The organism is Pseudomonas vranovensis DSM 16006, from assembly GCF_000425805.1.
Classification (GTDB): domain Bacteria; phylum Pseudomonadota; class Gammaproteobacteria; order Pseudomonadales; family Pseudomonadaceae; genus Aquipseudomonas; species Aquipseudomonas vranovensis.
In genome coordinates this window covers 1-23,396 of sequence record NZ_AUED01000012.1, presented here as the reverse complement: position 1 = coordinate 23,396, position 23,396 = coordinate 1, and the positions used below count along the sequence as shown (strand labels likewise).

Annotated in this window: 20 protein-coding genes; 8 read left to right on the top strand and 12 right to left on the bottom strand. The window is 62.4% G+C overall.

Annotated elements, in window-relative coordinates; genetic code table 11:
- The 4 genes from H621_RS0112990 (at position 1) to H621_RS0112975 (ending at position 5,042) form a co-directional block, all read left to right on the top strand.
- Positions 1–1,221, top strand: a complete 1,221-nt coding sequence (locus H621_RS0112990; RefSeq protein WP_028943815.1) for a vWA domain-containing protein — start codon at positions 1–3, stop codon at positions 1,219–1,221.
- Positions 1,222–1,233: 12 nt separating this feature from the next.
- Positions 1,234–2,508, top strand: coding sequence for a VWA domain-containing protein (locus tag H621_RS0112985; RefSeq protein ID WP_028943814.1), 1,275 nt, complete (start codon positions 1,234–1,236; stop codon positions 2,506–2,508).
- Positions 2,509–2,581: 73 nt separating this feature from the next.
- The gene (locus H621_RS0112980) at positions 2,582–4,438 is read left to right on the top strand and encodes a DUF3857 domain-containing transglutaminase family protein (RefSeq protein ID WP_028943813.1); all 1,857 of its coding nucleotides are present in this window, start codon (positions 2,582–2,584) and stop codon (positions 4,436–4,438) included.
- Positions 4,439–4,601: 163 nt separating this feature from the next.
- Positions 4,602–5,042, top strand: a complete 441-nt coding sequence (locus H621_RS0112975) for a CBS domain-containing protein (RefSeq protein ID WP_028943812.1) — start codon at positions 4,602–4,604, stop codon at positions 5,040–5,042.
- Between the two features lie 16 nt (positions 5,043–5,058).
- Here H621_RS0112975 and H621_RS0112970 read toward each other — a convergent pair whose 3' ends face one another.
- The 3 genes from H621_RS0112970 to H621_RS0112960 all read right to left on the bottom strand — a co-directional run bounded on the left by H621_RS0112970 (position 5,059) and on the right by H621_RS0112960 (position 6,521).
- Entirely contained in the window at positions 5,059–5,697 is a 639-nt protein-coding gene (locus H621_RS0112970; protein ID WP_028943811.1) for a hypothetical protein, read from the bottom strand.
- A gap of 65 nt (positions 5,698–5,762) precedes the next feature.
- Positions 5,763–6,002: a DUF2789 domain-containing protein gene (locus H621_RS0112965; RefSeq protein ID WP_028943810.1), complete on the bottom strand. Its 240-nt coding sequence runs from the start codon at positions 6,000–6,002 to the stop codon at positions 5,763–5,765.
- A 60-nt stretch (positions 6,003–6,062) separates the two neighbouring features.
- Positions 6,063–6,521 (bottom strand): aminoacyl-tRNA deacylase, encoded by a 459-nt coding sequence (locus H621_RS0112960; protein ID WP_028943809.1) that lies wholly within the window; start codon positions 6,519–6,521, stop codon positions 6,063–6,065.
- Positions 6,522–6,621: 100 nt separating this feature from the next.
- Here H621_RS0112960 and H621_RS0112955 point away from each other — a divergent pair, with 100 nt between their 5' ends.
- Both H621_RS0112955 and H621_RS0112950 read left to right on the top strand, forming a co-directional pair.
- On the top strand, positions 6,622–7,995 hold the full coding sequence (locus H621_RS0112955; RefSeq protein ID WP_028943808.1) for an NfeD family protein: 1,374 nt from the start codon (positions 6,622–6,624) through the stop codon (positions 7,993–7,995).
- 2 nt (positions 7,996–7,997) lie between these two features.
- Positions 7,998–8,744, top strand: coding sequence for a slipin family protein (locus tag H621_RS0112950; protein ID WP_028943807.1), 747 nt, complete (start codon positions 7,998–8,000; stop codon positions 8,742–8,744).
- Between the two features lie 157 nt (positions 8,745–8,901).
- Here the strand turns inward: H621_RS0112950 and H621_RS0112945 are convergent, their stop codons facing one another.
- The 6 genes from H621_RS0112945 to H621_RS0112920 form a co-directional block, all read right to left on the bottom strand.
- Positions 8,902–10,302, bottom strand: coding sequence for an efflux transporter outer membrane subunit (locus H621_RS0112945; protein WP_028943806.1), 1,401 nt, complete (start codon positions 10,300–10,302; stop codon positions 8,902–8,904).
- Positions 10,299–11,174: an efflux RND transporter periplasmic adaptor subunit gene (locus H621_RS0112940; RefSeq protein WP_028943805.1), complete on the bottom strand. Its 876-nt coding sequence runs from the start codon at positions 11,172–11,174 to the stop codon at positions 10,299–10,301. Before H621_RS0112940 ends, H621_RS0112945 begins: the two co-directional genes overlap by 4 nt.
- A complete protein-coding gene (locus H621_RS0112935) occupies positions 11,171–11,383 on the bottom strand; it encodes a DUF1656 domain-containing protein (RefSeq protein ID WP_028943804.1) in 213 nt (70 codons plus the stop codon). Before H621_RS0112935 ends, H621_RS0112940 begins: the two co-directional genes overlap by 4 nt.
- Positions 11,380–13,470 (bottom strand): FUSC family protein, encoded by a 2,091-nt coding sequence (locus H621_RS0112930; RefSeq protein WP_028943803.1) that lies wholly within the window; start codon positions 13,468–13,470, stop codon positions 11,380–11,382. Before H621_RS0112930 ends, H621_RS0112935 begins: the two co-directional genes overlap by 4 nt.
- Complete coding sequence (locus H621_RS0112925) at positions 13,467–13,919, bottom strand: MarR family winged helix-turn-helix transcriptional regulator (protein ID WP_028943802.1); 453 nt, start codon at positions 13,917–13,919, stop codon at positions 13,467–13,469. Before H621_RS0112925 ends, H621_RS0112930 begins: the two co-directional genes overlap by 4 nt.
- Before the next feature lie 94 nt (positions 13,920–14,013).
- Positions 14,014–14,832, bottom strand: coding sequence for a tetratricopeptide repeat protein (locus H621_RS0112920; protein WP_028943801.1), 819 nt, complete (start codon positions 14,830–14,832; stop codon positions 14,014–14,016).
- 206 nt (positions 14,833–15,038) lie between these two features.
- On the opposite strand from H621_RS0112920, the gene H621_RS0112915 reads away from it, so the two are divergent.
- Entirely contained in the window at positions 15,039–16,043 is a 1,005-nt protein-coding gene (locus H621_RS0112915) for a helix-turn-helix transcriptional regulator (protein ID WP_028943800.1), read from the top strand.
- Between the two features lie 59 nt (positions 16,044–16,102).
- On the opposite strand, the gene H621_RS0112910 is transcribed toward H621_RS0112915, so the two are convergent.
- Genes H621_RS0112910 through H621_RS0112900 form a run of 3 tightly spaced genes read right to left on the bottom strand, consistent with a single transcriptional unit; the run spans position 16,103 to position 21,002 of the window.
- Positions 16,103–17,464 carry an HlyD family type I secretion periplasmic adaptor subunit gene (locus H621_RS0112910; protein ID WP_371919725.1) on the bottom strand — a complete coding sequence of 454 codons (1,362 nt, stop codon included), beginning with the start codon at positions 17,462–17,464 and terminating at the stop codon, positions 16,103–16,105.
- Between the two features lies 1 nt (position 17,465).
- Positions 17,466–19,622, bottom strand: coding sequence for a type I secretion system permease/ATPase (locus H621_RS0112905; protein WP_028943798.1), 2,157 nt, complete (start codon positions 19,620–19,622; stop codon positions 17,466–17,468).
- A gap of 42 nt (positions 19,623–19,664) precedes the next feature.
- The gene (locus H621_RS0112900; protein WP_028943797.1) at positions 19,665–21,002 is read right to left on the bottom strand and encodes a TolC family outer membrane protein; all 1,338 of its coding nucleotides are present in this window, start codon (positions 21,000–21,002) and stop codon (positions 19,665–19,667) included.
- A 345-nt stretch (positions 21,003–21,347) separates the two neighbouring features.
- Here H621_RS0112900 and H621_RS27085 point away from each other — a divergent pair.
- On the top strand, positions 21,348–23,396 hold a 2,049-nt coding region (locus tag H621_RS27085), incomplete at its 3' end, for a retention module-containing protein (protein WP_036989797.1).

Below are 23,396 nucleotides of genomic sequence, written 5' to 3'. Positions count from 1 at the left end.
ATGCAACGGGTTACCCGTGATGCCGGGCCGGACCACGACGGCCTGGCCGCGCTCGTACAGACAGTCGCGATCATCACCAAGCACTTTCCCCCCAGCGTTGCCCAGTTATATGCCTTGCCGCGCACGGGCAAGGACGGCGCCCGGGAATGGTGGACGGAGCTTGAGGGGCAGCCGCGCCTGTTTGGCGAGCTTGGCGCCGAGCAGCAAGCGACATTGTTGAGCCTTTACGAGCAACGCCAGGATGCCCTGCGCCAACTGGCCAGCGAATTGGAAAACCGCGGCCAGGCCAGCGACGCCTCGGCGTTGCGCCGCCTGATAGGCCCGGCCGACCTGAACAACCTCTACAGCGTCAATGGCTACCCGCTGCTGGTGCGCTGGGGCGAACCTGCGGCGGTGGTGCCGCCAGCGGCTCCTCCCGTGGCCAGGACGCGCCGCAGGTGGATCTGGCTGCCGTGGTTCCTGCTGCCGCTGCTGGCGTTACTGGCACTGCTGGCGGCGTTGTGGTTTGGCTGGCCGTACCTGCAACGCTGGCTCCACAGCGAACCGGCAAAGCCCTTTGCCTGCGTCAAGGATCCCCAGGTGCAACCACCGCAGTTGTCGGTGGTGCTGGATACCTCGGGCTCCATGCAACTGAGCGTCGATGCCACGCTGGAAGATGAAAAGTGGTTCTTCGAGAACCAGGACAACCCGGCACGGGACCTTGAGCACCTGGCCCGCATCACTCGCGCGCCGCTGCGCATGGAGGTGGCCAAGCAGTCGCTGACGCAAATGGTCAATGACCTGCACCCGGCCATCGACATGCGCATCGTGACCTTCGACGGCTGCCGCACTCCGGTTGACCATGGTGTGTTCAACCTTGCCCAACGCCCGGCGCTGATCCAGGGCATCCAGGGGCTGGTGGCCAACGATGGCACGGCACTGAGTGCCAGCCTTGAGGCGGCCGCACACAGCATGGATGGTCGCGAGCGCGATGGCGTGATCGTGATGTTCGTCGACGGCGCAGACGGCTGCGGCCAGAACGTCTGCGAGGTGGCGCAACGCATTGCCCGCGAACAACCGCGGCTGAAGGTCAACCTGATCAACATCAGCAACAACAGCCTGGCCGACTGCATCGCCGACAGCACCGGTGGTCGCGTCTACTCGGCAAACAATGCTTCGCAATTGGCGGTAGCCCTGGAAGGGGCCAGCCAGGATGTGTCCAGCACGGCCACGTGCGACTAGGGAATCGAAGCCATGCAACGCGTACTCCGCGACACCCAGGCCAACCAGGACGCCGCAGCAGCGCTTGAGCAGACGGTGGGACACATTCGCCAGCACTTTCCGCCGAGCATCGCCCACCTCTATGCCATACCGCGCCAGGGCCGTGACGGGGTGCTGGAGTGGTGGACAGCGCTGGAAGGCCAGCCGCACCTCTACGCCAGCCTCGAACGCCAACAGCAAGCAGCGCTGCTGCAGCGCTATGAAGAACGCCAGGCGGCAGTCCAGCAACTGGCCCAGGAGCTCGACCGACGCGGTCAGGGCGCGGCGGCCCAGGCGCTGAACAAACTGATCGGCGCCCCGGACCTGAACAACCTGTACAGCATCAATGGCGAGCCGCTGGTGGTGCGCTGGGGCCAGCCACAACCCGCGCCAGTACCGCTTGCATCCAGGCCACCCGCGCCGCCTGTTGCCGCGCCCAGGCCCGCCCCAGCACCACCGCCGCCCCGCCCGGTGCGTGCGCGTCGCCCGCTGGTACTGTGGCCTTGGCTGCTGGGCCTGTTGCTGCTCGCCCTGCTCTACGGCTTGTACCTGTGGTGGCCGTCGTTGCGCCAACTGTGGACAAGCCTCACCCCACAAGCCCAGGTCTGCACACCGGGCGGCAATTTCCAGGCCTCGGAGTTTGCCGTGGTGCTCGACACCTCGGGGTCGATGGATGAGCGAATTCGCATCAAGCGTGAAAACGAAGCGTGGTACATCACCTTGCTGCGCCAGGTACCGCTGGTGGAGGAGTTCCTGCCCTACGACACCAACCAGCGCGTCTCGCGCATGGATGTCGCCAAAAGCTCGCTCACGACCGTGATCCAGAACCTGGACCAGGGCATCGACATGCGCCTGGTGACCTTCGACGGCTGCCGCACGCCCGTGGACCATGGGGTGTTCGAACCCACGCAGCGTAGCGACCTGACCCAGCGCATCGATCAGTTGCAACCCCAGGGCGGGACCGCGCTGGGCATCAGCCTGGAAGCGGCCGCCGCAAAAATGAACGGCCGTGACCGCGACGGGATGATCATCATGTTCGTCGACGGCAGCGACAGCTGTGGGCAAAGCGTATGTGCCGTGTCACGCCAGATTGCCGCGCTACAACCTCGGCTGCGCATCAATATCGTCAACATCAGCGCCAGCTCCGGCTCCAACTGCGCGGCCGAAAACACCGGTGGCCGGGTATACACCGCCAACGATGCCGCCGCGGTGGCAGCCGCGTTGCAGCAGGCGAGCCAGGAGGTTTCCAGCGCATCCGGGTGCAATTGAGGCAAAATACAGCGGACTGATTCGCATTAAGCTTATCGGTCCGCTGGAATTCCTCAGCAAGAGAAGGATCTTTATGAAACACCTCGCTTGGATCCCGGCCCGTGTGGTCGGGATGTTTTGCTGTCTGTTCATGTTCACCCTGGCCCAGGCCAAGGATGATGGCACCGACCCCTCCGTCACCATTGAAAAGGATATTCAACGCACCGTCGTTGCCGAAGACGGCAGCTTCGAGACCACGCAGGAGCTGGTCACGCTCATCAACGAAGAGCGCGCCATCCAGTACCGCGCCCAGCATTCGCTGTACTACAACCGCACCCTGGAAACCCTCGAGGTGGTCCAGGCCTATACCCAGAAGCCCGACGGCCGCAAGGTGGTGGTCAGCGCCGAGCAGATCAAGGAACAGCAGGAACAACAATCGGCACAGGCGCCGATGTTCCATGACAGCCTGGTCAAGGTGGTGATCTTCCCGGAAGTGGCGGTGGGCGACCGGCTGGTGCTGAACGTCAAGAAGCAGCGCAAGACACCGCTGTTCCCCGGCCAGTTCGAAGACCTGGCGATGCCGCAGTTCCATCCCACCCAGCAGTTCACCCAGATCTACGACCTGCCGGCGAACCTCAAGCTGCACGCCGACGCCAGGGGCTTCAAGGCCAAGCCGCCCAAGACCGCTGGTGGACGTACCGTGTACCAGTGGGACTATGTGCAGGGCGACAATGCCCGTATCGAAATGGGCGCCGTGGCGTACTCGGACTACGGCAAGTACCTGGCCGTCTCGACCTTCGATGACTACAGCGCGTTCGCCAAGGCCTATGCCGAGCGGGCCAAGCCCGAAGTCACCCCGGCCATCCGTGAACTGGCCCAGTCGCTGACCGCCAAGCTCGACAACCCTCGGGACAAGGCCCTGGCCCTGGGCGACTGGGTGCGTCGCAACATTCGCTATGTGGCGGTGTACATCGGCGCCGGCAGTGTTGTGCCCCATGCGGCCGATACTGTACTGAGCAACCGCTACGGCGACTGCAAGGACCATGTCGCCCTGCTCGAAGCCCTGCTGGCGGCGGTGGACATCGACAGCACCCCGGCACTGATCAACCTGGGCAATGCCTTTGCCCTGCCCAAGGTACCGACCCTGGGGGTGATCAACCATGTAATCACCTACCTCCCGAGCCAGAACCTGTACCTGGACTCCACCGTCGAGTCCATCGCCAGCGGTTACCTGCCGGTTCCGGTACTGGACAAACCCACCCTGCTCACTCGCACAGGCACCTTGGGTCACACCCCGGCCACCCAACAGAGCAAGGTCGAGAACAGCACCACCTTCACCGTGGCCAACAGCGGCGCCGCTGACTTCCAGCATGTTTCGAAGATCGACGGCTGGGCGGCAGAGCTCAACCGCTGGGGCGTTCGCAACATGACCCCGGCCCAGCGCGACCTGATGGTCCAGCAGATCCTCGCGGCTTACGGCCAGACCGGTAGCGGCAAGACCAACAGCGGCGACCTGGAAGGCAGCGGCGCGTTTGAAGTGCAGATCACCGGCCGCAGTGAAAACCTGGCCAACCTGCCCGGTCCGATCGGTGTGCCCACCCTCACCAGCCTGGCTGGCGGCATCGCCCAGAACGTGTTCGGCTTTGTTGCCGAGAAGCAGCGCACCCAGCCCTTTACCTGTATTTCGGGGGTGAACGAGGAGCAGGCACGCTACGAATTCCCGGCGGATGTGAAGATTCTGGCCGCGCCAAAGTCGGTGACACTCAAAGACGCGTTCATTGACTACACCGCCGAGTACACCCAGCAAGGCAACAGTGTGGTGGTCAAACGCCGCATGGACTTCCACTACCCCAAGGCGGTCTGCAGCGTTACCGACTACGAGAAGATGAAGCCTGTGGTAGACGCCATGCTCAATGACCTGAACAGCCAGGTGATCGTGCACAAGAGCTGAACCGCTAGCCCTGCCGGGTTGAGTAACCCGGCAGGGCAGCCGGTTTACCGGGCATGACGTTTTTCAATCGCATCGATGACGCTTTCTCCCTTGCCCTGTAGCCATCTGTACACGATTCTGTAGGTATCTGCCGTCATCAACGTCCAGCATTGCAGAGGCCTCTATGAAAACCGTGGCACAGCTTCTAAAAACCAAAGCCCAGCAGCACCATCAGGTGCATACCATTGGCCCCGACCATATGGTGCTCGATGCGCTCAAGTTGATGGCCGAGAAGAACGTCGGCGCCCTGCCGGTGGTCGAGGGCGGGCATGTGGTGGGGATCGTCAGTGAGCGCGACTATGCGCGCAAGATGGTGCTCAAGGGTCGCTCATCGGTCGGTACGCCGGTGAGCGCGATCATGAGTGCGCCAGTGATCACGGTGGACCCGCACCAGAACATCGAGTACTGCATGAACATGATGACCAACAGCCACCTGCGTCACCTTCCGGTGGTGGAGAACGGCGAGCTGCTGGGCCTGCTGTCGATCGGTGACCTTGTAAAAGAGGCCATCGCCGAGCAGGCCAACATGATCCTGCAGCTGGAACAGTACATTCGCGGCGATTGACTGGCCGCGCCTTCCTTCAGCGGTATTCGCCCTCCAGCTCGTCGAGCTGGTGGTCGAAGCTGCGCAAACGTGCCGACCAGGTATACACCAGCACTTCCAGATCGCGGTTGAGTACCGCCCCCCCGCGGCCGCTGCTTTGCTGTGAATCGCACAAGTCCAGTTGGTACCGCTCGCGGGCCATCGCCGTGGCAACGGTGGACAGCTCTCGGGCATTGTCCAGCCAGTGGCGGCGCAGGTCGTGGGTTTCCTTGTCCAGCTCGCGGCACTGGCGTTTTAGGGCTTCGAGGCTTTGCTCCAGTGGCGTCCCTTCTAGCTCGCCCATGACTTCCTGGAAAGTCCGCCCCGGTTGCCAGTAGCTGCCCCAGAAGTAACGGTCGAATACGGTCTCGACCCGGCGCAGGGCCACCTTGGTGTTCCAGATGGCGACCAGCGTACGCCCCTGGGCCAGTTGGCGTTTGCTGACCCGCAACTGCTGCCAGGCAATCCAGGCCAGCGCAGTCAAGGCAAGCGCCCCGATCACGCCCCCGGCGGCATAGAGAAACACCATCGCCTGATGCAGTTGGTAGGTCTGTTTGACACCATAGAAATAACCGACAGTCAGCAGCCCCAAGGCTGTCACGGCACACCAGAAACCGACGGCATAGGGATCTTTCATTGGCGCTATCCCCCTGTTGTTTTTTTTTGAGCATAGCAACGCCGAACGCCGGTATCAGGTGCCGCTCAGCGTTTATTTCGCAGGGCCTCGTTGAGCTGGTCGAACATCACCGCCCAGTCGGCATCCTCGTTCACGCTCTCCTGCAGAAAGGCCTTCTGGGCCGGTGTCCAGAACGGCGCATCCACCAGTTTTATGTCGCCCTTGAGCGGCGAATGGCTGGTAATGAACTGGTCGATACCGATCGGATCGTCGGGCAGGCCCAGCTGTTTGAACAATTCAGAGAACTTGTGGTTGGGTGCTTCCATGGGACACTCCTTCGAGCCAGGCCGGGCATCCACGACGCCAGCCTGGCAGTGGGTTGATCATCAGCAAACCTCGCGCACTTCGGCGCTCGGCACCAGTTTCAAGTACTGCGCCATATTCATGTGGATCAGGTGGTCGTGATCGCCGGCCTCGACGTAAATGTCGCCCTGGCGGGTAAGGGTCGGGTCGACCAGCATCTTGATCGAGTAGGCATCGCCCATCGCCGGAATGGCACCGCGCTCGCAATCGCCAAACAGGTGAGGCAGGTTGCTTTCCGAGGTCATGTGCCACTGGCCGGTGGCCTGTACCTTGCTCATGTCCAGGTGACGGTTGGCCGGTAGCACGGCCATCAGGTAGTTGCCGTGGCGGTCGTCGAGCATGACCGACTTGGCTACCCGCTCGGCGGGCACTCCTGCCATGCGTGCCGACTCAAGGCTGGTGGATGAGTGCGCGTGAGGAACGATGTCGTAGTCGCAGCCGGCCTTGTCCAGGCATTGCTGCAGCGTTTTTGCCATACGCATGATGCACCTCCGGTTTAGCCCCCCACTTCTGAAGTTTAGGCCGTGCTGCCCAGGGCTGCGGACTAAACTTAGTAGACACGCACAAACCGGGTGAATTCAGGTGATCGCGCGTTGGTGTCGGTACCTGCTACTGCTGCTGTGGCTCGGCGGGCTCACGGGCAGCCAGGCTGCGCCCGGCCAGCCGGTGCTGGTATTGAGTATCAACGGTGCCATTGGTCCGGCCAGTGCCGACTACCTGATCCGTGGTCTGGACCATGCCACTGGCGCGCAGGCGCAGCTGGTGGTGATCCGTCTCGACACCCCAGGCGGGCTCGACAGCTCGATGCGCGAGATCATCAAGGCGATCCTCGCCAGCCCAGTCCCGGTGGCAAGCTTTGTCGCCCCCGGTGGTGCCCGGGCCGCCAGCGCCGGTACTTACATCCTCTATGCCAGCCATGTGGCGGCCATGGCCCCGGGCACCAACCTGGGCGCCGCCACGCCCGTGCAGATCGGCGGCCTGCCCGGCCCGGCTGCCCCACCAGCGGCACCAACCGGGGACAAGCAGGCCCCGCAGAGCGATCAAGACACCCTGACCCGTAAACAAGTCAACGACGCGGCGGCCTACATCCGTGGATTGGCCCAACTGCGCGGGCGCAACGCCGACTGGGCCGAGCAGGCGGTGCGTGAAGCCGTGAGCTTGCCCGCCAGCGAAGCCCTGCGCCTGAAAGTGATCGACCGAGTCGCCAACGACCTGCCCGACCTGCTGCGTCAGCTCGACGGCAAGACGCTGGAGGCGGCCGGACAAACGGTGCAACTCGATACCGCCACCGCGCCGGTGATCGAACGTCAACCCGACTGGCGTACACGCCTGCTGGCAGTTATCACCAACCCAAGCGTGGCGCTGATTCTGATCATGATTGGTGTGTACGGCCTGATGTTCGAGTTCATGAGCCCAGGCTCCGGCGTTGGCGGGGTGATCGGCGGCATCTGCCTGTTACTGGCCTTGTATGCCTTGCAACTGTTGCCGGTGAGCTATGCCGGGGCCGGGCTGATACTGCTTGGCGTGGCCTTCATGGTTGCCGAGGCGTTCATGCCCAGCTTTGGCGTGGTCGGCTTTGGTGGCATCGTCGCCTTCGTGGTGGGTGCAGTGATCCTGATGGACACCGACGTTCCCGGTTTCGGCATCCCCTTGCCGTTGATCCTGTTCCTGGCCCTGTTCTCGGCGCTGCTGCTCGGCGGCGTGCTGGGCATGGCCATGCGAGCGCGCAAGCGTGCGCTGGTCAGCGGTGATGCCGGGCTGGTCGGCAGCCTGGCTACGGTAATGGCCGTGAACGACAGCGACCCGTTCATCGGGTCTGTTCAGGCGCAGGGTGAGCAGTGGCAGGCCCAGTGCCAGACACCACTGCAAGTGGGACAACGCGTCCGGGTGATCTCACGCAAGGGCGTACTTCTGGACGTCAGCGCTGCGGCAGATGCTGTGGTGCAAGGAGATTGAGCATGTTTTTCGAACTGGGCTTCGGGGCATTGCTGGCATTGATCGCAGTGCTGTTGCTGTCGGCGTTTCGCATCCTGCGCGAGTACGAGCGTGGCGTGGTGTTCCAGCTCGGGCGCTTCTGGCGGGTCAAGGGGCCGGGGCTGGTGCTGCTGATTCCGGGCATCCAGCAGATGGTCCGGGTGGACTTGCGCACCGTGGTGCTCGACGTGCCGCCGCAGGACGTGATTACCCGCGACAACGTCTCGGTGAAGGTCAATGCCGTGCTGTACTTTCGCGTGCTGGACCCGCAGAAGGCGATCATTCAGGTCGAGGACTTTCTCATGGCCACCAGCCAACTGGCCCAGACCACCTTGCGCGCGGTGCTGGGCAAACATGAGCTGGATGAATTGCTGGCCGAGCGCGAACGCCTGAACCTCGATATCCGCCAGGTGCTCGATGCACAGACCGATGCCTGGGGCATCAAGGTGGCCAACGTCGAGATCAAGCATGTGGACCTCAACGAATCGATGATTCGCGCCATAGCCCGCCAGGCCGAGGCCGAACGTGAACGACGGGCCAAGGTGATCCATGCCGAAGGTGAACTGCAAGCGTCGGAGAAGCTGATGCAAGCGGCCGAGATGCTTGGGCGCCAGCCGGGGGCCATGCAGCTGCGCTACATGCAGACCCTGGGCAGCATCGCCGGGGACAAGTCGTCGACCATCGTGTTTCCGTTGCCGATCGAGATGCTCAAGGGCTTTGTGGACAAGTGACCTGTGGGAGCAACTGTCTTGAACCACGACCGCTACGCGGTCGCTCACAGGCCGTCGCCAGCGGCTACACGGGCAACCTTTAGCCGCTGGCGACGAACGAGGCTGTGATCGACTGCGCAGCAGTCGCCAAAGGCGAGTAGCTGTCTTGCACAGACAATTACCAACCACCACCCAGGGCCAGGAACAACCCGATCTGCCCCATTGCCACCTGGGTATTGGCCATGGCCAGTTGCGCGCGCATGTCGGTGTAGGTACGCGTAGCCTGCAGATCCGCCAGGAACGACTCACGCCCGGCCTTGTAGAAGCGGTGGGTCTGGTCTGCCGCCAGTTGCGCCGATCGTTCGGCGTCGGCCAGGGCGTCACGGCGCTCCAGCAAGGCGCTGTACTTGGCCAGGCTGGTCTGGGTTTCACGGATGGCGTTGAGTACCACCCCGTCAAAATGCGCCAGCGCCGCCTGGGTCGAGGCTTCGGCCTGGCGGATACGTGCTCGCGAACCGTTGGTCGGCACGGTCCAGGTCAGCAGCGGGCCAAAGCCCCAGCGGTTGGTCGCCGGTTCGCCTAGGTTCTCCAGAATACCGATGGTGCCCACCTGGGCGCCGATGCTGATATCCGGGTACAGCTGACCCGTGGCTACGCCAATGGTCGCCGTGGCAGCGGCGAGGCCGCGTTCGGCCTGACGGATATCCGGGCGGCGCTTGAGCAACGCGGCACCATCACCCACCGGCAGTACCTGCGCAATATGCGGCAGTTCCGCGCAGTCGGCGGTACCCGCTGGTAGTTGGTCAACCGGCTGGGCCAGCAGCATCGACAGCGTATACAGGCCGGCTTCGCGCGCTGCCTGGTAACGAGGCAGCTCGGCACGCAACGACTTGAACTGGGTCTGCGAACGGGTCACCTGGGTTTCGTCGCCGCGCCCGGCGTCGCGCAGGCGCTGGGTCAGGTTCACGCTTTGCTCCTGCAGGTCCAGGGACTCGCGGGCGATGTGGTACTCCTCGTTGGCCGCACACACCTGGGTGTAGGCGCGGACCACATCGGCCACCACGGTGATGCGTGCGGTATCGGCCGCGGCCTGGGTGGCATCGGCATTGGCCTGGGCGGCTTCGACGCCGCGCTTGAGGGTGCCCCACAGATCGAACTGGTAAGAGGCGCTGATAATCGCCTCGCCGATGTTGGCCACCGGCACTTTCTCAGGCTGCAGGAAAGCTTCGCCGGACTCCTGCAATCGCTGGGCACCGAGCTTCACACCCCCATTGAACCCGCCCTGGGATTCGGCCACTTCAACCTGTGCGCGGGCACGGGCAATGTTGGCGGCCGCCACACGCAATTCGGTGTTGGCGGCCAGGGCCTGGCTGACCAGGGTGTCGAGACGCGGATCCTTGTACAAACGCCACCAGTCCCTGGGCACCGGCGCCGACACCACGCTATCGGCATCCTGGCGCAGCTCGCCTTGCAGGTCGGGGCGCTGGACCGCCGCCTGCTCAGGCACCTTGTAGTCCGGCCCGACCATCTGGCAGGCCGACAGCATCAGGCTCAGGCCCAGTAGCGACAGGCGTTTCATTGGTCTTTACCATCGATGATCGACACCGTCGCAGTACGCCCGGCGATCATGCGAAAGTCGGCCGGCACTTCGTCGAAGGCGATCCGTACCGGAATCCGCTGGGCCAGGCGCACCCAGCTGAAGGCTGGATTGACGTTGGGCAGCAGGTTGGCGCCGCTGCTGCGGTCGCGGTCTTCAATGCCGGCGGCAAAGCTCTGCACATGACCGCGCAAGCGAGTGCTGTCGCCCATCACGCGGATATCCACCGCCTGGCCGATGTGGATGCCCGACAGCTTGGTTTCCTCAAAGTAGCCATCCACATGGTAGGAGTTGCTGTCGACCACCGAGAGCACCGGCTTGCCCACGCTGACGAACTCATGAGGGCGTGGCGCACGGTCGTTCAGGTAACCCTCTACCGGGCTGCGCACCACCGATCGGTCCAGGTTCAACTGCGCCGCATCCACCGCCACCTGCGCCTCGGCCAGCGCCGACTGCGCCCGCGCCTCGCGGGACTGACTCTCTTCCAACTGCTCCTGCGCCACCAGGTTACCCAGGCCACGGTTTCGGCGGGCTTCACGACTGGCCTGGGCCAGGGTTTCCTTGCGCTCGGCCAGGGTGGCCTGGGCATGCCGCAGGGCCAGCTTGAAGCGGTCCTGGTCGATGGTGAACAGCACGTCGCCGCGCTTGACCACCTGGTTGTCGCGCACCTCGACCTGCTGGATCAGTCCGGACACGTCGGGGGCGATCTGGATCACGTCGGCGCGAATATGCCCGTCGCGGGTCCAGGGGGCAAACATGTAGTACATGACCATCTGCCAGACCAGTACGGTCGCCAGGGTCACTACCAGCAGGGTCAGGACCACGCGGCCCAGGGTCAACAAGGGTTTTTTCATGGCAGCATCAGGTTTCGGCAAAAGTGGTCGACCGTGCCGAGCAGCACGGCGTAGAGCGCAACGTTGAACAACGCCCGGTGCCAGACCAGGCGGTAGAAATGCACACGGGTGAGTACGGCGTGTACCCCGAGAAACAACAGGTAGGTCAGGACCATCATCACCAGCAGCGTAGGCAGGAAGACCCCGCTGATATCCAGTTCACCGATCACAGGGGCGCTCCATCGATGCCATAGGGGAGTTGCGGCTGATCGTCGGAGGGCTCCAGCACCACTTCGACGCCCGGCAGCAGCGCCAGGCGCAGGCCGCTCAAGGCGTGTAGCAGGTGAACACGGGCTTCGGCGCTGTCGGCCAGGTCGTTGAGGTTAAGGGCGCGGCGGGCGCGTTCCATGCTCTGCAGCAACGCAGGCGGCACATGCAGGCGGCGACGGGCGTCCAGGCAGGCCTGGAAGTGTTCCCCCACCTCCTCCACCACCTGTTGCAGCAACTGCCGTGGCTGCACGCCTACCCGCGGCATGTACGCGAGCAGGTCGAGCAGGTTCAGGCCGGCGCGCAGGTCGCGCAGGGCGGTACCCGTGTCCTGGCCGGTCTGGATCAGACGCGGCAGGTGCTGCATCAGACGGTCGAGCATCTGCACACCCAACCGCCGATGCTCGGCCAAGGTGGCCGGCTGGGTCATGCCAACGATGTCGCGCCAACTGAAGCGAGTCATGCGCTTGGCTGCCAGCTCCACACCGAACGGGCGCATGACCAGGGTCCAGATAAAGGCGAACAGCAATCCTACCGGCCCCGCCAGGTTGGAGTTGACGAAGGTCAGGAAGTTGGCGTCGTAGGCCCCCTGAATGCTGATGAACGAGGCGGTGTTGACGATGGTCAGCAAGGTGCCGAGGTAGAACTGCGGCTGTACGGTCAGGGTTCCCACACAGATGAACGGCACGGCGAAAGCCAGTACCAGCATCGGGAAGTCATGCAGATTGGGCAGCACCAGGAACAGATAGAAGCTGGCAAATACCACCGACGCCGCCGTCCAGAAGAAGAATCGGTAGATCTGCGGCGCCGGGTCGTCCATGGCAGCGAAGAAGCTGCAGGCCACGGCGGCGAGAATCACCGCACTGCCGCCATCGTTCCAGCCCGATAAGATCCACAAGGTGGTGGCGGCTATGATCGCGGTGACGGTGGAGAACACCGAGTAGAGCATCAGCCCACGGTCGAAGAACGGCGTCAACCGACCCAGGCGCCAGTGCCGGTACACCGCACGCCAGGGCGAGAGGTCTTCATTGCGGATGGCATGCTGCAGGCTACAGCAGTCCTGCCAGAGGTCGACCCACTCGGCCAGGCGGTACAGCGCGTTGGACAACAACAGCGAGGTACGTTCGTCGAGGTCCATGGCGCTGGGCTGCAGGTGTTCAAGCTGTGCGCGCAAGGTCGACCAGCGACTCGGTGCGGCATCACTGGCAGTGCTTTGGAGCCACTCTCGAGCCTGCTCCAGCACGGGTTTGAGCTGTTCGGCCTGCACCGGCGCGCGGGCTTCCAGGGCCAGCAAGGCATCGTCCAGGGCGTCGACCACCGGCAACAGGTGGATCATCCGGCCACGCAGCTCGCGAGCGTTTTTCACCGTCTGCGGGCGGGCACCTTCGTGGGACAACTGGCCAATCATCAGCTCCAGCGAGTTGAAGGTGGTGACCATCGAGGCACGCAGGCTGCCGACGGTTTCGGGCGAGGCCGTGCGAGCAAGAAAGGTATCGCTGTAACGGATCGCTTCGTTGAACCAGTTGCCCGTGGCTCCCACGACTACCGGGGTCAGCCTACGCGGCCAGAAAATGGCGCCCACCACGGCCGCAACAACAATGCCCAGGCAGATTTCCTGGGCACGAGACGAAGCGATGTCGAACACCCTGAGCGGGTCATCGACTACTGGCAGGGCGATCATCGGCAAGGTGTAGCCAGCCAGCATCAGGGCATAGCTGTTGGCCGTACGCAAATGCAGCGAAAGGAACAACAAAGTGCCGGTCCACAGGGCGATCGCAATGGTCAGCAGAACTGGCGTCTGCACCAGCAACGGCACCAGGAAAACCGCCCCCGCTGCTCCCAGCAAGGTGCCCATGGCACGGTACAGCGCCTTGGAACTGGTGGGACCGACAAAGGGGCTGGAGACGATGTACACCGTGGCCATGGCCCAATAAGGACGAGGCAGCTGCATGAGCAAGGCGATGTACAGGGCGATCATCGAGGCGGCGAAGGTGCGTACGCCATAGAACCAGTCGCGGGCCGGCGGCAGGGTGCTGAAGAAGCCCTTCATGACGGTACGCCCGGGGTACGTTGGGCAGCGGCTTCAAAGGCGCGCAGTACGCGCAAGGTGGCCAGTAGGTCCGCTTCGTCGATGCCTTGCAGCACCTCGCGGCGCAGGCGTACCAGTTCGCCTTCGATGGCCTCGGCCAGTACCCGGCCGCTTGGGGTCAGGCTCAAGGCCTTGGCGCGGCGGTCCACCGGATCACCACTGCGGCAGACGAATCCGGCATTGCACAGCTGATCGAGCAGACGTACCAATGACGGGCTTTCCAGCCCTGCGGCCTGGGCCACCGCCACCTGATGCACGCCATCGCCCAGGCGCACGATCATCAGCAACGGCATGGCACAGGCTTCGGAAATACCGTAGCCGGCCAGGGTCGTCTGGCAGATCCGCCGCCAGTGCCGACCGGCCACCACCATACCGCTGCTGATGTTCTGCTGCAGTGCATCTAAAGTCATGGAAGGAAGGTCGTCGCTATATTCATAGTTTGCTAACTATCAATATACTTCTTCCCCCACCCCCGGCGTCAAGCCTGGCAGACAGGCGTGATGCTCATGGCTGCAATTGATCGTCGAGCTTCATGTTCAAGGCCAGTGGGCTGCCAAGGTTGATGGCCTGATCGCGCCAGAACAGGTAGCGCAAGGCATTGCTGGAGATGCTGAAATGCACGGCCAGCTCTTCGGCCGCCTGCATCACTCCAGCCACGGCCGCCAACTCCAGCCAATAGATGCCGGCCTTATGGTCGACCCCTACTGTTTGACCATGTAGCAGCCGGTAGCCGACTTCAAAGCGGCAACGTGCATCGCCCCGCTGCGCCCCACGCAGGAACCAGCGGTAGGCCTGGTGCAAGTCGACAATCCAGAGCTGCTCGTCGCTGTCACAGACTTCTTCCTCGAAGAGGTCGCCCAGCGCCGCAGCGGCCTCCTCAAGGCCACGCTCGAAGGCTTGCTGGTAATACTCCGCTGCAGTGGCATAGGCCACTTGCACACCCTTGCCGAAGTAATACTGCTGGCCCAGGTTGAACCAGGCCGGCGCACTGCCCTGCAACGCCGCCATGCGCAGCAAGTGCCCGGCAAGGGTGGGATCGGCTCGCCAGTACTTGCCGTTGAGCCAGATCCAGCCCAAGTCGTTGAGCGCCGCCACATTACCCTCGAGCGCCTGGCGGCGCAGGTCGGCGTACAGCGCCTGCAGGTCGCTGGCCTCTTCCAGTCGGTTGATCAGGCTGTAGCTCTCGCCCAGCACCGCGCGCTGGCTGGGCATGCCCACCCCGGCATACAGCCGCTGCAAATGGCCGGGACGCCCGGGCGCAGGGATGACACGCTCGGGCAGTAAGCGCTCGAGCAGTGGGTAAATGTTGCTGGCAGCTGACATGTTCATCCTCATTGAACAACCCACGGATCCGACAGCGGGTGTAATGAGGCGTGATTCTGCGCAGGATCACGACAAAACCTGTCGCGAACGATTCGGTCGGGGCAAATCAACTGCTCGTCCTTGATCTGGATACATAAATGGCCAATTGCCATATCATTGCGTTGAGGCCATGCTACAACCGCAAGATTAGACAAGGACGCCATCTTTTGCCCTCTGCCACCACCCGTGCCACCCTCAGCCGTCAATGGGAGTTGCTGCGCCAGTTGCCCAGCCGCTCACCGGGATTGACCAGTGCCGAGTTGGTTGCCCGCCTGCAGGACGCAGGCTTTTCCATCAGCAAGCGCAGCATCGAACGGGACCTGAACGAGTTGTCGTTGATCTTCCCGCTCGAGCGTAATGACAAGAGCATCCCGTATGGTTGGCACTGGGCAGCCAATGCCTGCGTCGAACTGCGCGGAATCAGCGTCAACGAAGCCCTGAGCCTTGCCCTGGTCGAAGAAGCGGTTCGACCGTTGCTGCCCGGTAGCATGCTCAAGGTGCTGGATGCGCGCTTCAGCCATGCCCGGCAAAAGCTTGAGCACCTGTCCGGGGCGAACAAGGTTGCGCGCTGGCTGGACAAGGTCGCCAGCGTGCGCGCCGACATGAACATGCAGGCCCCGGAAGTGCCCGACAGCATCCTGGAAACGGTGCAGCAGGCCTTGCTTGAGGAGTACCAGCTGCACTGCCAGTACTACTCCGCACACAACGACAAGCTGAGCGAACTGACCCTCAATCCGCTGGCCTTGATCCAGCGCGGCCAGATCAGCTACCTGATCGCTACCGCTGTGCCCTACGGCGATATTCGCCAGTTCGCCGTGCATCGCTTTCGCAAGTTGCGCATCCTCGATCAAGCCACCCAGGGCTTGCGTGATTTTGACCTGCAGGCTTACCTGCGCAGCGACGCCTTGCAGTTTGGCGATACCGACAAGATCGAACTGCAGGCCTGGATCAGCGATAACCTGGCGCGCCTGGTGCGCGAGACGCCGTTGTCGGTAGACATGCGACTCACCCCATTGGAGCGGGGCCACCGCTTGCAGGCGACGGTGAGCAATAGCTGGCAGTTACGCTGGTGGCTGTTGAGCCAGGGGGATGGGCTGATCGTTGAGCAGCCCTTGGCGCTGCGCGAGCAGATTGCTCAGACCTTGAGTAACGCAGCGGCCCAGTACACTTGATAGCGAATCGCGGGGCCAGCCCGCTCCTACCGTAGGAGCGGGCTGGCCCTGCGATGCTTTTAACGTTCGCGCAGTGCTTCAGCCCGTGCGCGGATGATCGGCTTGAGCAGGTAGCTCAGCACACTCTTCTTGCCGGTGATGATATCCACCGACGCCACCATGCCAGGGATGATCAGCAGCGGGTTCTCGTCCGTGCCCAGGTGGCTGCGCTCGGTGCGCAGCTTGATCACGTAGAAAGTGTTGTTGTCTTCATCGGTGATGGTGTCGGCACCGATCTGTTCCAGCTTGGCCTTGAGGCCACCGTAGATGGTGAAGTCATACGCGGTGAACTTGACCATGGCTTCCTGGCCCGGGTGCAGAAAGGCAATGTCTTGCGGACGAATGCGCGCTTCCACCAACAACGTGTCATCCAGCGGTACGATCTCGACCAGGTCGCTGCCCGGCTGGATCACGCCACCGATGGTATTCACCAGCAGTTGCTTGACGATGCCGCGCACCGGTGAGGTCACCAGGGTCCGGCTGACACGATCATCCAGAGCCTTGCCGGTGGCCTGGGCCTTGCTCAGGTCGGTACGTGCTTCATTGAGCTGGGTGAGCGCTTCGCTGCGGAATTTGCCGCGCGTTTCATCGATCTTGCGCTCGACCTCCTTGATCGCCGACTCGGCACGCGGAATGGCCAGCGAGGTGGCGTCCAGCTGGCCACGGTTCTCCACTTCGGCACGCTTGAGCCGCAGCACTTCAACCTGGGAGATAGCACCCTGGGCCACCAACGGCTCGGACATGCCGATTTCCTGACGCAGCAACTGCAGGCTGTTGCGGTACTGGCTCTGCTTGGAGCTGAACTCACGCAGTTCCTGTTGACGTTGCACCAGCTGTTCCTGCAGGCCACCGATCTCGTCTTGCAGTTGCTGGCGACGGCTCTGGTACAGGGACTCTTCGTTGGCCGCCTGGCTGGGCGCAGCCTTGCGGATTTCTTCGTCGATCTTCAGTGGGCGATCCTCGACCTCTGCACTCAGGCGCTCGACCCGCAGGGCCATGGCCAGGCGGTCAGCTTCGGTCTCACCGACGTTGGAAACGAAGCGGGTGTCATCCAGGCGTAACAGTGGGTCGCCAATTTCGACGATCTCACCCTCTTTGGCGTAGATCTGCGCCACGATGCCGCCTTCCAGGTTCTGGATTTTCTGCAGCTTGGACGACGGGATCGCCTTGCCTTCACCGCGGGTGACTTCGTCGATTATGGCGAAGTTGGCCCAGAGCCCCAGGAACAGGAAGAAAGCGATAACGCCCCAAATCGTCAACCGCACGATGCGCGGCGCATCTTCGATCAGCGCCTTGTTGACCTCGGGAAGTGGCTGGCCGCTGAGTGACTCGGAGCCTTTGAAGTATTTACGCAGGCTGTCCTTGAACTGTCCCATATCCATCTTAAGCAACACTGATCTGCCCCTTCTTCAGCGCATCCATGACGGCGGCTTTCGGGCCATCCGCAACAATCTGTCCACGGTCCACGACGATCAGGCGATCAACCAGTGACAACAACGATGCCCGGTGGGTAACCAGGACCACGGTCTTGTTCTCGATGACGGCTTGCAGGCGTTGCTTGAGACGTTCTTCGCCGGTGTTGTCCATGGCGCTGGTCGGTTCGTCGAGCAGCAGGATTTGCGGGTTGAGCAACAGTGCCCGGCCCAGGGCGACGTTCTGGCGCTGACCACCGGAAAGGTTCTGGCCACGTTCACCGACCTGCAGCTCATAGCCTTGTGGGTGCAAGCGGGCGAATTCGTGGACACCCGACAGCTCGGCGGCTTGCAGCACCATTTCGTCTTCGACGTAGCGGGCACCGCTGACCAGGTTGTCGCGCAGTGTACCTGCCAGCAGTTGGATGTCTTGTGGGACGTAGCCGATGTTGTGGCGCAGTTCACTGACGTCGATCTGGCGAATGTCCACGCCATCCACCAGCAACGAGCCCCGGTCGGCTTCATACAGGCCGACCACCAGCTTGGCCAGCGAGCTCTTGCCCGAGCCGCTGCGACCGATGATGCCGATCTTCTCGCCCGGGCGAACGGTCAGGTTGATGCCCTTGAGGGCCAGGTTCTGCTGGTTCGGGTAGGTGAAGTCGACACCCCGGAACTCGATGGCGCCTTGCAGCACCCGACGGCTCAACGGACGCTCTTCGAAGTTGCGCTCTTGCGGCAGCTCCATCATCTGGTCGGTAGAGACCATGGTGACCTTGGCCTGCTGGTAACGGGTCAGCAGTCCGGAGAGCTGGCCCAATGGACCCAGAGCACGACCACTGAGCATGTAGCAGGCGATCAGGCCACCCATACTGAGGTTGCCGGCCATGATCTGGTAGACACCGGCACAGATCAGCGCCACACCCGCCAGTTGCTGGATCAGCAAGGTGATATTCATCGCCAGGCCCGACAACACCTTGACCCGCAGCTCCAGGCGGCTGAGGGTACCGATGGTCTGCTCCCACATGTACTGGCGTTCGCTCTCGGCGTTGTTGACCTTGACCGCATCGAGGCCAGCCAGGGTCTCGATCAGGCTCGACTGGCGCTCGGAGGCCAAGGCCATGGTCCGCTCAAGCGTTGCGACCAGGGGTTTCTGCAGGGCATAGCCGATACCCAGCGCCAGGGGGAAGGCAATGATCGGGATCCATACCAGGTGCCCGCCGATGATGGCGATCACCAGCAGGATCAGCAGGGTGAAAGGCAGGTCGATCAGGCTGGTCAGGGTCAGCGAAGCGAGGAAATCACGCAGCCCCTGGAACTCGTGGATGTTCTGGGCAAAGCTGCCGACCCTTGCCGGGCGGTACTTCATCGCCATGCCCACGATGCGCTCGAACAGCGTGGCGGAAATGATCAGGTCGGTCTTTTTACCGGCAAGGTCCAGGCACAGGCTGCGCAAACCCTTGAGGACAAGATCGAAAAGGTAGGCACCACTGATACCGATGGCCAGCACCCAGAGGGTCGAAGTGGCCTGGTTGGGTACCACGCGGTCATAGACGTTCATCACGAACAGCGGCGCGGCCAGGGCGATCAAGTTGATCACCAGGCTGGCGGCGATGGCGTCGATGTACAACCAACGGCTGCGCTTGAGGGTGTCACGGAACCAGGAGCGCGCGCGCGGGATCAAGGTGCCGTGATTGACGTCGAACTTGTGCTGCGGCTGGGCGAAGAATACTCGCCCGCTGTAGTCGCTCTGCAGGGCTTCACGACTGACATGCACCTCGCCGCCGTCGCTCTCGCTGAGCAACAGCCGTGCGGTGTCTTCATTCTCCCAACCCAGCAAAATTGTGCTGCGACCATCCTTGAGCAGCAGCATGGCCGGCATGGCGATGCTCGGGATCTGCTCAAGCTTGCGCTGCAGCAAACGCCCCTGCAGACCGGCACGGGCCGCTGCACGAGGCAGCAGCTCCGGGCTCAGGCGCTGGGCCGGCAACGGCAGGCCGGTGGTCAGCATCGCCCTGCTGGCAGGTTTCTGGTGCAGCACACAGAGCGACAGCAGGCTGTCCAGCAACGGATCGTCGTGCTGGCTGCGTGGATCAAGGGTGAGTTGGACTCGACTGACTTCTGATTCCACGCGGCTTCTCTTGATAGTTGCGGTTGGAGATTAATGCGAGCCTCAGTTCATCCCTGGCAGGCTCACTTTAGGTTTCATATCGTTCTGCACAACAGTGGCCATCGGCGCGACTACACCCTGGCTCTTGAGCAGCTGACCAATGGTCGCCTTGATTCGATATTGAGTAAACACTTGAATGAACTTCACTTCCGTCAGGCGGCGCTGGGCAGTGAAGAGTTCGTTCTCGCTATCGAGCAAGTCGAGCAAAGTACGCTCGCCCAGGCTGAATTGCTTCTGGTAGGCAGAGCGCACACTGCTGCTGCGATCGACGTATTGCTGGGCAATAGGCAATTGCGCGTTGGCGTTATCCAGAGCATTCCATGCCAAGCCTAATTCCTCATTGAGCTGGCGCAAGGCATTGTTTCGAATGTCCAGCGCCTGGTTGGTCAAGTACGACTTGGATTCCAGGTCGGCCTTGTTACTACCACCCGCGTACAAATTGAAGCTCATGCGAAGCATAGCTTGCCATTCGTTGTTGTGGCCGTTCATTCCATCAAGATCGTTATCGGCAGTGCGGCCCAGTTCTGCATCGAAACGTGGATAGAACGAAGACTTCGCTGCCTGGTACTGCTGCTCTGCCGCCGCAATATCGGATTCAGCCGAGCGCAGGATCGGGCTGCTCTCGATCATTTGCTGACGGGCTTCATCAAGATTGGCCGGCAGCAAATCGATAAACGGCGCCGGGGCACTCAACTCTTCAGGCAATTGTCCAACAACACTGAGGTAGTTAGTCTTGGCGTCTGCCAGGTTGGTCTGCTCGGTGATCAGGTTGTTCTGGGCCTGGGCCAGACGCGCTTCGGCCTGGTCAAGGTCGGCCAGCCGGCCTACACCGCGGGCGGTACGCAGTTTGATCTGGTCGAAAATACGTTCGTGGCTGCGCAGGTTGTCTTCGGCCAGACGCACCATCTCGCGACGGGTCAGAACATCCAGGTACACCTGGGCTACGGTCAATGCGGTGCGCTCCGAGGAGCCCAGCAAGGAATAGGCGCGAGAGTTAACGGTGGCTTGTTGACGCCCTACTTCACTGGAGGTGGCAAAACCGTCAAAAACCATTTGCCGCAGACGGACGCTGGACTCGCCGCGGTTCAACGTCTCCCAGCGGTTGCCGGTACTTGGGCTATCAGTGCCTTCACGACCGTAGCCAGCCAGCACATCGACCTTCGGCAGGTAGCCGCCCTTGGCAGCCCGCAGCTGGTAGTCGGCAGCAATACGGCTGTTGACCCCGGCCTGAATTTCGGGATGCACCTCAAGGGCTTTCTGCATGGCCTCTGGCAGGGATTGTGCTTGAACAAAACTGGCGGCGAGGGCGAAGGGAAGAGCAGTGAACAGTGACGCGCGCATTTAACTTTTTTCCCAGGGACATCTTGTCCCAAATCACAGCAAATAACGTTGCTGCATTCGAAAATGGCAACCGATTTGACCTTATGTCGGAAACTTCCGGAGAGGTACTCGAACGTACGTAGGAAGAGTGGCAGCCGCTCAAATATCAATGTGACATTACGGGGCCGATTGTTTAGGATGGCGAGAGGAAGGTCAATACTTTGGCATAAACTTAATAGCCAATAGTTATTGACGTTAAATTGACGCTTTTTCGCGTCAAAACATCTATTTGCAACATTCCATCGGTAGCGGCAATCAGCGCAGCTGGGCATGGAAGCCAATTGAACGGGTAGTTCGGAGAATCCAATGAGCAATGTTGTCGCAATCGTCAAAAGCATTGTTGGCCAAGTAATCGCTGTATCCCCGGAAGGGGTCCGGCGCGTTCTCATTGAAGGTGATCGCCTGTTCGTTGGCGAGCAGGTAATGACCGGTCTTGCCGGTGCCGTCACCCTGGAGCTGGCCGACGGCCGCACCCTGGACCTGGGTCGCGATACCCAATGGAGTGCTGACGCGCCTGACAGCAGCACCGACCTCGCCGCTGCCACCGCGCAAACCGCACCGTCGGTTGAAGAGCTGCAACAGGCCATCGCCGCGGGTCTTGACCCGACCACCGAACTCGAAGCCACTGCTGCAGGCCCGTCCGCTGCTGGCTCCGGTGCCGCTGGCGGCGGCCACAGCTTCGTCATGCTCGATGCCACCGCAGGCTCGGTTGACCCGACCATTGGCTTCCCTACCGGCCCGATCGGCGTTGCCTTTGACGACAACCGCCTGGAGCTGGGCGGCCTGGATGCCGACAACAATCCGAACACCCTCACGCCTACGCGTGAATCCGGCCTGACCCTGACCGCCACCCCGTCGATCACCGAAGCCGGTGGCGTGATCATCTACAGCGCCACCCTGGGCCAACCGCCGCTGACCGACCTGACCGTAACCCTGTCCAACGGCCAGATCATCATCATCAGTGCCGGCCAGACAACCGGCAGCGTCAGCGTGACCATCCCGCCGAACGATACCGTGTACCTGGATGGCACCGAGATTTCCGCGACCATCACCGGCACCACCGGTGGCGGCGGCCTGGTCGTCACCCCGGACACGACCCCGGCGGTCACCCAGATCACCGACACCATCGACACCACCACGGTCACTCTGACCGCGAACCCGAGTGTCACCGAAGGTGGCGTGATCACCTACACCGCCACCCTGACCAACCCGGCACAGACGCCGGTGACCGTCACCCTGTCCAACGGCACCACCATCACCATTGGCGCGGGCCAGACCACCGGCACCGTCGATGTACAGACACCGCCGAACGATGTCTACAACAACGGCAGCAGCGTCAGCACCACCATTACCGGCGCCACGGGCGGCAACTTCGAAAACCTGGTGCCGAACCCGAATCCGGCCGTTACCACTATCACCGACTCGATCGACAATACCGGCCTGAGTCTGACCGCTACCGCTACCGTCGCCGAAGGCGGCCAGATCATCTACACCGCTACCCTGACCAACCCGGCCGGTACTCCGGTGACTATCACCCTGAGTAACGGCGCGGTGATCACCATCGCCGCTGGCCAGACCGAGGGCAGCGTCAGCGTCGCCGCGCCTGGCGATGACGTGTACATCGATGCCGGCAATGTTGGCGTGACCATCGACAAAGCCGATGGCGGCAATTTTGAAAACCTGGTGGTGAGCAAAGAACCCGCGGTGACCGAAGTCACCGACACCATCGACACCTCCACCGTCACCCTGACAGCAACCCCAAGCGTCACTGAGGGCGGTGTAGTGACCTACACTGCGTCGGTCACTGCACCTGTGACCGGTTCGGCCCTGGTCATCACCCTGGCCAATGGTCAGCAGATCACCATTCCCGTTGGTCAAAGCACCGGCTCGGTCGACTTCGTTGCCCCTGACAACGTCCACGCCACCAACCCGGACCTGACCAACAGCATCACTGGCACTACCGGCGGCAACTTCGAGAAACTGGAGACCACCGGCAACCCGGTAACCACCGTGACCGATGGTCCAGGTACCGACGCGTCTACCGGCCTGTCCCTGACCGCGACTGGTAGTGTCGACGAAGGCGGCCAGATCACCTACACCGCGACGCTGACCAATCCAGCCGGTACCGCGATGACCGTGACCCTGAGCAACGGCGCCGTGATCAACATCGCCGCCGGTGCCACCACCGGCACCGTCACTGTTGATGCCCCGACCGATGACGTCTACATCGACGCCGGCAAGGTGGAAGTCACCATCGAAGGCACCGACGGTGGTGACTTCGAGAAGCTGGCTGTGGATAACACCGCAGCTGTTACCGACGTGGCGGACACCATCGACACCTCGACGGTGAAACTC